Origin of the sequence: Streptomyces capoamus (genome assembly GCF_014654935.1) — a bacterium.
Lineage (GTDB): Bacteria > Actinomycetota > Actinomycetes > Streptomycetales > Streptomycetaceae > Streptomyces > Streptomyces capoamus.
This window is the reverse complement of the sequence record NZ_BNBF01000007.1, coordinates 122,874-133,909: the sequence shown is the minus strand read 5'-3', so window position 1 is coordinate 133,909 and position 11,036 is coordinate 122,874. Positions and strand designations below refer to the sequence as shown.

The window sequence follows — 11,036 nt, the reverse complement described above, 5'->3', positions numbered from 1 at the left end:
CGACCGGGGAGAGCAGCCCGGCGGGCACCGGGACGAGCGCGGCGGCGGCCGGGGGCAGCAGGAACGCGCCGGCGAGCAGGACGGGGTAGAAGGTGCCGCCGCAGCGGCGCCGCACGGCGTGCTCGCTGGCCGCGCAGAGCGCGGCGAGCAGACCCAGCGCCCACCACGGGGTGGGTGTCGCCGGCAGCGGCAGCAGGCAGAGGACGGCGAGGAGGGCGACGGCGGCGACGTAGCCGCGCGCCCGCGCCGGTACCGCGTCCATCACGCCCCTCCCCGATGCGCCGACCGTGCCTGTCAGGCTCGGAGCGTAGGGCGGGACCGGGGGGTTCGGGGCTTATGACCTGAGGATTAGCACGTTCGGGTGATACGACCCTTCCGTGATCCTTTCCGGTGATCCTTCGGCGGGTCCGTCCGGTGGTCCCCGGGGGGTCAGGACTCCTGCGGTGCCGCCGGGGCCTTGGTCACGTCGTGCTCCGGCACGGTCTGCCCGGAGCGGATCAGGTCGATCCGGCCCATGACCTTGGCCCGCAGATCGGAGGGCACGTCGTCATGCCCGCAGCACCGCTTCACCAGCTTCTTCACGGCCTGCTCCAGGCCGTACTTCTCCAGGCACGGCGAGCATTCCTCGAAGTGGTGCTGGAACTTGTCGCGGTCGACGTCCGGCATCTCGCTGTCGAGGAACTCGTAGAGGTGGTCCAGGACCTCACTGCAGTCCGTCTCGTGCGGCTCTCCGCAGCTCATGAGCCCGAGCCTTTCGCTTCGTTCGACTCTCCGGCGCCGGCCGGGACCAGGCCGCGCTCACGGGCGTAGTCCTCCAGCATGCCGCGCAGTTGGCGGCGGCCCCGGTGCAGCCGGGACATCACCGTACCGATGGGTGTCCCCATGATGTCCGCGATCTCCTTGTACGCAAAGCCCTCTACGTCCGCGAGGTAGACGGCGATGCGGAACTCCTCGGGGATCGCCTGCAGCGCTTCCTTCACGTCCGAGTCGGGCAGGTGGTCGAGCGCCTGCGACTCGGCGGAGCGCAGACCCGTCGACATGTGCGACTCGGCGCGCGCGAGCTGCCAGTCCTCGATCTCCTCCGCGGCGGAGCGCTGGGGCTCGCGCTGCTTCTTGCGGTAGGAGTTGATGAAGGTGTTGGTGAGGATCCGGTACAGCCACGCCTTGAGGTTGGTGCCCTCGCGGAACTGGTGGAAGGACGCGTACGCCTTGGCGTACGTCTCCTGCACCAGGTCCTCCGCGTCGGCCGGGTTGCGCGTCATGCGCAGGGCGGCCGAGTACATCTGGTCGAGGAATTCGAGCGCGTCCCGCTCGAAGCGCGCGCTGCGCTCCGCGGTCGTCTCGTCGGACGCGTCCGCGCCGGCGCCCTGGCCCTCGGGCAGCTCCGCCTGGCCGTTGTCGGTCCCTGCGTCGGTCCCAGTGACCGGACCCACCTCCTCAAGATCCCGGGCGGGACCGAAACCGGTCCCACTCGTTTCGGAGGATAGAACACCACCCGTGCCTGCCGCCCCTCGAATAGGCGTGGTCCTGGCCGCGTGGAGCACCGTCCAGTCCAGGTCAGCGCTACGCGTACGGCTCGGGCATGCGGTCGAACCCATGCGGCGGACTTCCTCTCCCACGACGTCGGTGCCGAGGCCTCCAGCACTTCTGTGGGCATCAACAGCACGCCACCACCCGGCATTCCCGGGTCACCCGAGTGACACGACCCACTCCCGCACCGCGCCCGTGATGATCTCCAGCGCCCGCTCCTGGGTGAGTCCCGCGCGCTTGGGCACCGCGAAGCCGTGATCGCCGTACGCCACCTCGACCAGCTCGAAGCCGCCCTCCGGGAACTCCGCCGGCCTGCCGAAGGGGTCGTTCCCGCCCTGCACGACGAGCGTGGGCACCCCGGCGCCCAGCAGTTCCGCGGCGCGGGACTTCTCCGGCCTGCCCGGCGGGTGCAGCGGGAAGCTCAGGGCGAGCACCGCGTGCGCGCCCAGTTCGGCGGCCGTGCGGCAGGCGACGCGGGCGCCCGCGCTGCGCCCGCCGGAGATCACCGGCAGGCCGGGTCCGGTCAGCGCGGGCCACACCCCGCGCCACCCGGTGTCCAGGGTCTTCGGGGCGGGCGCGACCTTCTTGCCGGCGACCCGCCAGGGCTGCTCGACGAGGGCGACGGTGACGCCGTGCCGGGGCAGCGCGGCCGCGAGGGCCGTCAGGTCGCGGGCCTCGATGCCGCCGCCGGCGCCGTGGCCGACGGCCAGCACCAGCCGTGCGTTCCTCGCCGGGTGCCAGGTGATCCGGGCGTCCCCGGCGTCCGTACCGACCGTCTGTGTAGTCACGTCAGAAGAGTGTGCCCTCTTCCGGTGCCTCCAGTTCCTTCAGCAGCTCCGGGCCGTTGTTGCGGACGTTGCTGACGGCGGTGGAGACCGGGTGGGCGCGCATCAGGCCGGCCGGCGGCGGGGCGAGCAGCTCGCGCAGGCCGTCGGGGTCGGTACGGGAGGGGTCGAGCCAGGCGTCCCAGCGGTCCGGGGTGAGCATGAGCGGCATCCGGGGATGGATGTCGGCGAGGGAGTGCGGGCCCTCGGCGGGGGCGACGGCCAGCGGGGTCCGCTCCGCCTCGGTGGTGATCACCGAGCAGGTGGCCCACCAGGCCCGCGGGTGGTCGTCGGGCAGCGTGCGGTCGCGCCAGAACTCGTACAGGCCGGCCATCGCGAACACCGAGCCGTCGGCGGGCAGCACGAAGTACGGCTGCTTGCGCGGCCGCTTCTTGCGGCCCTCCACCTCCAGCTCGCGCTCCTGGCTGCCGGTGACCCACTCGTAGTACCCGTCGGCCGGCAGGATGCAGCGGCGGGCGGCGAAGGCGCGCCGGTAGGCGGGCTTCTCGTGCACGGTCTCCGCACGGGCGTTGATCATCCGGGCACCGCCCTCCGGGGTCTTGGCCCAGGACGGGACCAGGCCCCACTTCAGCCTGCGCAGCTGGCGAACCGGACGGGACGGGTCCGCGTCCTTCAGGGGGCGGTCCAGGACGGCGTAGACCTCCTTGGTCGGCGCCACGTTGTAGTCCGGCTCCAGGCGTTCCTCGGGCTCCCACGTCTCGACCTCGAAGACTCCTGCGAGATCCTCGGGCCCACGACTCGATGCATACCGTCCGCACATACGTGCAACACTGCCAGATTCCGCCCAGCGAAACGGAGCCGTCAGCACACATGGACAGCCTCGCCGCCACCGCGCTGCCCGACCTCTGGGACCGGCTCACCGGCACCCAGCCCGATCCCGACCTGTGGGTGGTGCTGGCCACCGCGGTCGCGGCGCTCGCCGTGGTCGTCCCGCACCCGCTGTGGCGGATATCCCGCAACGCGGTCACCATCGCGCACGAGGGCGGCCACGGCCTGGTCGCCCTGCTCACCGGCCGGCAGCTCACCGGCATCCGCCTGCACTCCGACACCAGCGGGCTGACCGTGAGCCGGGGCAAGCCGTACGGGCTCGGGATGATCCTCACGGCCGCCGCCGGGTACACCGCCCCCTCGCTGCTGGGCCTCGGCGGGGCCGCGCTGCTGGCCACCGGGCGCATCACCCTGCTGCTGTGGGCGGCCACCGCCCTGCTGGTGGCGATGCTGGTGATGATCCGCAACGCGTACGGCGTGCTGACCGTGCTCCTCACGGGCGGTGCGTTCCTGCTGGTGTCCTGGCTGGCGGGACCGCAGGTGCAGGCGGCGTTCGCGTACGCGGTCGTGTGGTTCCTGCTGTTCGGCGGGGTACGGCCGCCGTTCGAACTGCAGGCCAAGCGGTCCCGGGGCGGGGCCGGGGACTCGGACGCGGACCAGCTGTCCCGGCTGACGCACGTCCCGGCGGGCCTGTGGCTGTTCCTGTTCCACGCGGTGTCCCTGTGCTCGCTGATCGGCGCAGGACGCTGGCTGCTGGAGGGTTGAGACCGGGCCCTCCTTATAAAGTGGGGCCCATGGCCCCGAACACCTCCTCCACCGCCCTCTGGCCCGCCCCGCACGCGAGCGGAGCCGTCGACGCGACGGTCCACGTGCCGGGGTCCAAGTCGGTCACCAACCGCGCCCTGGTCCTGGCCGCCCTGGCCTCCGAGCCCGGCTGGCTGCGCCGGCCGCTGCGGTCCCGGGACACCCTGCTGATGGCCGGGGCCCTCCGGGCCCTGGGCGTGGAGATCGAGGAGGGCGTGGGCCCGGACGGCACCGGCGAGGCCTGGCGGGTGCTGCCCGCCGAGCTGCGCGGCCCGGCCACGGTCGACGTCGGCAACGCGGGCACGGTGATGCGGTTCCTGCCGCCGGTGGCCGCGCTGGCCGACGGTCCGATCCGGTTCGACGGCGACCCGCGGTCGTACGAGCGGCCGCTGAACGGGGTGATCGACGCACTGCGGGTGCTCGGCGCGCGCATCGACGACGACGGGCGGGGCGCGCTGCCGCTGACCGTGCACGGCGGCGGGGCCCTGGACGGCGGTCCGGTGTCGGTCGACGCCTCCTCCTCGTCCCAGTTCGTCTCGGCGCTGCTGCTGTCCGGCCCGCGCTTCAACCAGGGGGTGGAGGTCCGGCACACCGGGGCGACGCTGCCCTCGATGCCGCACATCCGGATGACGGTGGACATGCTGCGCGCGGTCGGCGCCCAGGTGGACACCCCGGAGTCGGGCGGCGAGCCGAACGTGTGGCGGGTGACGCCGGGCGCGCTGCTCGGCCGGGACCTGACGATCGAGCCGGACCTGTCCAACGCGCAGCCGTTCCTGGCGGCGGCCCTGGTCACCGGCGGCAGGGTGCTGGTCCCCGACTGGCCGGCCCGTACCACCCAGCCGGGCGACCGGCTGCGCGAGATCTTCACCGAGATGGGCGGTTCCTGCGAACTGACCGAGTACGGGCTGGAGTTCAGCGGCTCGGGGAGGATCCACGGCATCGACGTGGACCTGGGCGACGTGGGCGAGCTGACCCCGGGGATCGCGGCGGTGGCCGCGCTCGCCGACTCACCCTCGACCCTGCGGGGCGTGGCCCACCTGCGGCTGCACGAGACGGACCGGCTGGCCGCGCTCACCAAGGAGATCAACGAGCTGGGCGGTGACGTCACCGAGACGGCCGACGGCCTGCACATCCGCCCGCGCCCGCTGCACGGCGGGGTCTTCCACACCTACGAGGACCACCGCATGGCGACCGCCGGCGCGGTCATCGGCCTGGCGGTCGAGGGCGTGCGGATCGAGAACGTGGCGACGACGGCGAAGACCCTGCCGGACTTCCCCGAGCTGTGGACCGGGATGCTCGGGCAGTAGGGACGTACGTCATGCGCCGTTACGGCAAGCACACCGACGAGGACGACATCCGCAGCCGTCCCAACCGCAAGGGCAACCGGCCGCGGACGAACATCCGGCCCAAGCACGAGGACGCGGCCGAGGGCATGGTCCTCACCGTCGACCGGGGGCGGCTGACCTGCCTGGTGGAGGACCGGGCCGTCCTGGCGATGAAGGCCCGGGAACTGGGCCGCAAGGCGGCCGTGGTGGGCGACCGGGTGGCCCTGGTCGGCGACCTGTCCGGCAAGAAGGACACGCTCGCGCGGATCGTCCGCATCGAGGACCGGTCGTCGGTGCTGCGCCGCACCGCCGACGACGACGATCCCTACGAGCGGGTGGTCGTCGCCAACGCCGACCAGCTGGCGATCGTGACGGCCCTGGCCGACCCGGAGCCGCGGCCCCGGCTGATCGACCGCTGCCTGGTCGCGGCCTACGACGGCGGCCTGGAGCCGCTGCTGGTGCTGACCAAGTCGGACCTGGCCCCGCCGGACAAGATGCTGGAGCTGTACGGCGACCTGGACATCCCCTACGTCGTCACCAGCCGGGAGGAGCTTGCGGACGGCGGCGCGGCGGACCGGGTGCGCGCCCACCTGGCCGGCAAGATCACCGCATTCGTGGGGCACTCGGGGGTCGGCAAGACGACCCTGGTCAACGCGCTGGTACCGCAGGAGCGCCGGCGCCTGACGGGACATGTGAACGCGGTGACGGGCCGCGGCCGGCACACCACCACCTCCGCCCTGGCCCTGCCGCTGGCGGGCGCGGACGGCTGGGTCGTGGACACGCCGGGCGTCCGTTCCTTCGGACTCGCGCACGTCGATCCGTCGCGGGTGATCCACGCCTTCCCGGACCTCGAACCCGGTACGGAGGGCTGCCCGCGCGCGTGCAGCCACGACGAGCCGGACTGCGCGCTGGACGCGTGGGTGGCGGAGGGGCACGCGGATCCGGCGCGGCTGTACTCGCTGCGCCGGCTGCTGGCCACCCGGGAGCGCAAGGAAGGCGACTGAGCCTGGCGTTGTGCGGTGTGGCGGGGGTCGGGTAAGTGCATAATCGCACCGAGCCGGAGATCCGGACCCAACGGGAGGACCGTACATGGCGTGGCTGCTGGTCATAGTGGCCGGGATGCTGGAGACCGGCTTCGCCGTGTGCCTCAAGCTCTCGCACGGGTTCACCCGGTTGTGGCCGACGATCGCCTTCGCGTCGTTCGCGCTCGGCAGCTTCGGCCTGCTCACCCTGTCCCTGAGGAAACTGGACGTCGGCCCCGCCTACGCCGTGTGGACCGGCATCGGCGCGGCGGGCACCGCGATCTACGGCATGGTCTTCCTCGGCGACCTGGTCTCCACCCTCAAGATCGTCTCCATCAGCCTGGTCATCGTCGGGGTCATCGGACTGCAGCTGTCGGGGTCGGCGCACTAGAGGCTCACGAGGACGGCGCCCGAGGCTGGCTCACACCAGGTGCCGCGGCAGCACCGCCCGGACCAGCTCCGCCATCCCGCCCTCCCCCGGCGGCGCCGCCACACAGGACAGGGCCAGGCGGACGACCAGTTCGCAGGGGCGCAGCAGCTCCGCGGTGTACGCGGGGGTGGCGCCGGGACCGGCCAGCGCGGTCGCCGCGCGGTCCCGGACGATCCGTACGAAGTCCCGGGGCGCCGGCAGCGGCGCGTCCGCCCGGCGCTGCGCCGGCACCGGGGAGGCGGAGGGTGCGGCGGTGAGCGGCGGGCTCGGCAGCCGCTCGGTCCAGCATCCGGTGAGCATCGCCCGGACCAGCGCGTTGTCCCGGGCAGCGGCGGCCGTCCACTCGGCGGTGGCGGTCAGCCGGACGCGTGGCGCGGTGGAGCCGGCCAGGGCCCGCTCGACGCCGGCCAGGTATCCGTCGGCCTCCCGCCGCACCAGCGCCCGGGCCAGGCCCTCCTTGCTGCCGAACTCGTTGTACAGGGTCTGCCGGGACACCCCGGCCGACGCCGCCACGTCGACCATCCGCACCGCCGACCACGGCCGGCGCGTCAGCGCCGTGTACGCGGCGTCCAGCAGCGACTCCCGGGCAGCGGGCATCCGTGCCTCCCTGAACCAGAGCAGAGCGACAGTGCGCCCAGATTTGACGCCCTTGTATGCACTGTCAAGGGTTCGGGGGAAGTACGGGGGTGTGTTCGGCCGCCCCCGGCGCCCGCTCTCACCGGCCCGCCCCTGGTGGCCCCGCACCGGCCACGGCGGATACCGTTCGTTGCATGCCCGACTACCTGGACGACCTCCGCCTCGCCCACGTCCTCGCGGACGCGGCCGACGCCGCCACCACGGCCCGCTTCAAGGCCCTCGACCTGAAGGTGGAGACGAAGCCGGACATGACCCCGGTGAGCGAGGCGGACAAGGCGGCGGAAGAACTGATCCGCGGCCAGCTCCAGCGCGCCCGTCCCAGGGACGCCGTGCTCGGCGAGGAGTACGGCATCGAGGGCACCGGTCCCCGCCGCTGGGTGGTCGACCCGATCGACGGCACCAAGAACTACGTCCGCGGCGTCCCCGTGTGGGCGACGCTGATCTCCCTGATGGAGGCCGGCGAGGGGGGCTACCAGCCCGTCGTCGGCGTGGTCTCCGCCCCCGCCCTCGGCCGCCGCTGGTGGGCCGCCAAGGGGCACGGCGCCTTCACCGGCCGCAACCTCACCTCGGCGACCCGGATCCACGCCTCCCGCGTCGGCAAGCTGGCGGACGCCTCCTTCGCGTACTCCTCGCTGTCCGGCTGGGAGGAGCAGGGCCGCCTGGACGGCTTCCTGGAGCTGACCCGTCAGGTGTGGCGCACGCGCGCGTACGGCGACTTCTGGCCGTACATGATGGTCGCCGAGGGATCCGTCGACCTCTGCGCGGAGCCCGAGCTGTCCCTGTGGGACATGGCCGCGAACGCGATCATCGTGACGGAGGCCGGCGGCACCTTCACCGGCCTCGACGGCCGCCCGGGCCCGCACAGCGGCAACGCGGCGGCGTCCAACGGCCTGCTGCACGACGAGTTGCTGGGGTATCTCGGCGGGCGCCACTGAGGCGAGGGAGAAGCCCGCGCACGCCCTCGACTCGCGTCGCGCTCCCCCTTGTTGGCTCTTCCTTTACCTGGCACTGTGGGTCCACCCCCACTTGTGAAATTGTGAATCCGTGAACCAAGCACGGATTCAAGGAGGTGGCCCATCCATGCTCGTCCGTGACGCCATGAGCTCGGTGATCCTCACCCTCGGCCCCGCCCACACCCTCCGTCAGGCAGCGGCCCTGATGTCCGCCCGCCGCGTCGGCGCGGCCGTGGTCCTCGACCCGGACGCCGGCGGCATCGGCATCCTCACCGAACGCGACATCCTCAACTCCGTCGGCCTCGGCCAGGACCCGGACACGGAACGCACCCACGCCCACACCACCACCGACGTCGTCTTCGCCGCCCCGGACTGGACCCTCCAGGAGGCGGCCCGCGCCATGGCACACGGCGGCTTCCGCCACCTGGTCGTCCTCGACCGCGGCGACGTGGCCGGGATCGTCTCGGTCCGTGACATCATCCGCAGCTGGGTCCCGGCCCGCGATCCGGCCCCCGTGCCCTGAACGCGCGGAGCGGGCCGGACCCATGAGCACCTTGCGGTCCGGCCCGCCCGGCCGCGAGGGCGGCCGGCTCAGCCGCGCAGCTCCCGCACCGCCGCCTCCAGCCGCTTGCCGAAGTCGGCGTCGGCGTTCGCGAAGTTGCCGATCGCGCGGTCGGCGATGTCCGCGCGGGACACCTGGGAGATCGCGCCCGCGAGGTTGGCGATCAGCCGCTCCTTCTCCGCCTCCGTCATGAGCCGGTAGAGGTTGCCGGCCTGCACGAAGTCGTTGTCCTCGGCGTGCAGCGGCGTCGGGTGGTTGCCGGTGCCGCCGGTGAGGCCGTCGACCGGCTGCCACAGCGGGCGGCCGGTCTGCTGCGGTCCGCCGAAGCTGTTCGGCTCGTAGTTCTTCGCCCCGCCGTGCCGGCCGTCGTAGAGGAAGCCGTCCCGGGAGTTGGTGCGCGCCTCGGTGGCGTGCGGGCGGTTCACCGGCAGGTGGTCGGCGTTGATGCCGACGCGGTAGCGGTGCGCGTCGCCGTACGCGAAGAGCCGGCCCTGGAGCATCTTGTCCGGGGACGGGCCGATGCCGGGCACGAAGTGCGCCGGGGAGAAGATCGACTGCTCGACCTCGGCGAAGATGTTCCGCGGGTTGCGGTTCAGCTCCAGCTTGCCGATCTCGATGACCGGATAGTCCGCGTGCGGCCACACCTTGGTCAGGTCGAAGGGGTTGAAGCGGTACGCCGCCGCGTCCGCCGCCGGCATGATCTGCACCCCCACGGTCCAGCTCGGGAACTCGCCGCGCTCGATCGCCTCGCGCAGGTCGCGCTGGTGGGAGTCGGGGTCCTGACCCGCGAGGACGTCGGCCTCCTCGGCGGTGAGGTTCTTGATCCCCTGGTCGGTCTTGAAGTGGTACTTGACCCAGAAGACCTCGCCGGCCGCGTTGTTCCACTGGTAGGTGTGCGAGCCGAAGCCGTCCATGTGGCGGTAGGACGCCGGGATGCCGCGGTCGCCGAACAGCCAGGTCACCTGGTGTGTCGACTCCGGCGACAGGGACCAGAAGTCCCACACGTTGTCCGGTTCCGTGGAGCCGGTGTACGGGTCGCGCTTCTGGGTGTGGATGAAGTCCGGGAACTTGATGGCGTCCCGGATGAAGAAGACCGGGGTGTTGTTGCCGACGAGGTCGTAGTTGCCCTCCTCGGTGTAGAACTTCAGCGCGAAGCCGCGCGGGTCCCGGACGGCGTCCGCCGCACCGAGGTTGCCGGCCACGGTGGAGAAGCGCAGGAAGACCTCGGTCTGCTTGCCGGCCTCGGAGAGGAAGGCCGCGCGCGTGTACGGGGTGACGTCGGCGGTCACCGTGAAGGTGCCGTAGGCGCCGGCGCCGCGGGCGTGCACCACGCGCTCCGGGATGCGCTCCCGGTTGAAGTGGGCCAGCTTCTCCAGCAGCAGCTGGTCCTGGACCAGAACCGGCCCGCCGACGCCCGCCGTCTCGCTGTTCTGGTTGTCGGCGACCGGGGCACCGGCCTCCGTGGTGAGCGGTCCCTGCGTCACGTGCGCCTCCTGCGTCATCACTGACTAGTCCTGTCCTGCGGCCAAAACCGTTCTCGATCCTACAATGGACTTTGTCTAAGTCAAACGACGATCCAAAGTCACACCTATTCCCGATCTGGTGACTCTTCCTGTTAGGCTGGTGGCCATGAGCGACCTTCTGGAACGGCTGCGTGGACGCGGATGGCGGATGACCGCGCAGCGGCGCGTGGTGGCCGAGGTCCTGAACGGCGAGCACGTCCACCTGACCGCGGACGAGGTCCATTCCCGGGCCGTCGCCAAGCTGCCCGAGATCTCCCGGGCGACCGTCTACAACACCCTGGGCGAGCTGGTCTCGCTCGGCGAGGTGCTGGAAGTCACCACGGACAAGCGCGCCAAGCGGTACGACCCGAACGCGCACCGCCCGCACCACCACCTGGTCTGCGCCCGGTGCGGCGCGATCCGTGACGTCCACCCCACCGGGAACCCCCTCGCCGACCTTCCCGACGCCGAACGCTTCGGCTTCACGGTCTCCGACGTCGAGGTGACGTACCGGGGGCTGTGCCCGGACTGCGCGAGCGCCTAGCACCCCCCGCTTCCCCGAGAGCCCCGGCGACCGCCGGGGCTCTCGCCGTGCGCACACGCAAAAAGCACACGCAAAAAACCGAGGGCCGGAACCCATCTCTGGATTCCGGCCCTCG

At 72.2% G+C, this 11,036-nt stretch carries 13 protein-coding genes and 1 pseudogene; 7 read left to right on the top strand and 7 right to left on the bottom strand.

Annotated features, from left to right (window positions below; all coding sequences use genetic code 11):
• The 5 genes and pseudogenes from IE312_RS39885 to IE312_RS13620 form a co-directional block, all read right to left on the bottom strand.
• Positions 1–262 (bottom strand): annotated as a pseudogene (locus IE312_RS39885) (HD-GYP domain-containing protein); the annotation flags it as partial.
• A 167-nt stretch (positions 263–429) separates the two neighbouring features.
• Positions 430–741: a mycothiol system anti-sigma-R factor gene (gene rsrA, locus IE312_RS13635; protein ID WP_189981513.1), complete on the bottom strand. Its 312-nt coding sequence runs from the start codon at positions 739–741 to the stop codon at positions 430–432.
• Positions 738–1,433 (bottom strand): RNA polymerase sigma factor SigR, encoded by a 696-nt coding sequence (gene sigR, locus IE312_RS13630; protein ID WP_189981511.1) that lies wholly within the window; start codon positions 1,431–1,433, stop codon positions 738–740. The genes rsrA and sigR overlap by 4 nt, the downstream gene beginning before the upstream one ends.
• 255 nt (positions 1,434–1,688) lie before the next feature.
• Complete coding sequence (locus IE312_RS13625) at positions 1,689–2,318, bottom strand: alpha/beta hydrolase family protein (protein ID WP_189981508.1); 630 nt, start codon at positions 2,316–2,318, stop codon at positions 1,689–1,691.
• Position 2,319: 1 nt separating this feature from the next.
• Entirely contained in the window at positions 2,320–3,135 is an 816-nt protein-coding gene (locus IE312_RS13620) for an SOS response-associated peptidase (RefSeq protein WP_189981506.1), read from the bottom strand.
• Positions 3,136–3,185: 50 nt separating this feature from the next.
• Here IE312_RS13620 and IE312_RS13615 point away from each other — a divergent pair, with 50 nt between their 5' ends.
• The 4 genes from IE312_RS13615 to IE312_RS13600 all read left to right on the top strand — a co-directional run bounded on the left by IE312_RS13615 (position 3,186) and on the right by IE312_RS13600 (position 6,685).
• On the top strand, positions 3,186–3,908 hold the full coding sequence (locus IE312_RS13615; protein ID WP_189981504.1) for a M50 family metallopeptidase: 723 nt from the start codon (positions 3,186–3,188) through the stop codon (positions 3,906–3,908).
• 29 nt (positions 3,909–3,937) lie between these two features.
• Positions 3,938–5,254: a 3-phosphoshikimate 1-carboxyvinyltransferase gene (gene aroA, locus IE312_RS13610; protein WP_189981501.1), complete on the top strand. Its 1,317-nt coding sequence runs from the start codon at positions 3,938–3,940 to the stop codon at positions 5,252–5,254.
• Between the two features lie 11 nt (positions 5,255–5,265).
• Positions 5,266–6,276 (top strand): ribosome small subunit-dependent GTPase A, encoded by a 1,011-nt coding sequence (gene rsgA / locus IE312_RS13605; RefSeq protein WP_189981499.1) that lies wholly within the window; start codon positions 5,266–5,268, stop codon positions 6,274–6,276.
• 85 nt (positions 6,277–6,361) lie between these two features.
• Positions 6,362–6,685, top strand: coding sequence for a DMT family transporter (locus IE312_RS13600; protein ID WP_189981497.1), 324 nt, complete (start codon positions 6,362–6,364; stop codon positions 6,683–6,685).
• A 30-nt stretch (positions 6,686–6,715) separates the two neighbouring features.
• On the opposite strand, the gene IE312_RS13595 is transcribed toward IE312_RS13600, so the two are convergent.
• On the bottom strand, positions 6,716–7,321 hold the full coding sequence (locus tag IE312_RS13595; RefSeq protein ID WP_189981495.1) for a TetR/AcrR family transcriptional regulator: 606 nt from the start codon (positions 7,319–7,321) through the stop codon (positions 6,716–6,718).
• 173 nt (positions 7,322–7,494) lie between these two features.
• Here IE312_RS13595 and hisN point away from each other — a divergent pair, with 173 nt between their 5' ends.
• Positions 7,495–8,295, top strand: coding sequence for a histidinol-phosphatase (gene hisN / locus IE312_RS13590; protein WP_189981492.1), 801 nt, complete (start codon positions 7,495–7,497; stop codon positions 8,293–8,295).
• 145 nt (positions 8,296–8,440) lie between these two features.
• A complete protein-coding gene (locus IE312_RS13585; protein WP_189981490.1) occupies positions 8,441–8,836 on the top strand; it encodes a CBS domain-containing protein in 396 nt (131 codons plus the stop codon).
• Positions 8,837–8,904: 68 nt separating this feature from the next.
• Here IE312_RS13585 and IE312_RS13580 read toward each other — a convergent pair whose 3' ends face one another.
• A complete protein-coding gene (locus IE312_RS13580; protein WP_189981488.1) occupies positions 8,905–10,359 on the bottom strand; it encodes a catalase in 1,455 nt (484 codons plus the stop codon).
• A gap of 145 nt (positions 10,360–10,504) precedes the next feature.
• Between IE312_RS13580 and IE312_RS13575 the strand changes: the two genes are divergently transcribed.
• On the top strand, positions 10,505–10,921 hold the full coding sequence (locus tag IE312_RS13575) for a Fur family transcriptional regulator (protein WP_189981486.1): 417 nt from the start codon (positions 10,505–10,507) through the stop codon (positions 10,919–10,921).
• Positions 10,922–11,036: the final 115 nt, after the last annotated feature.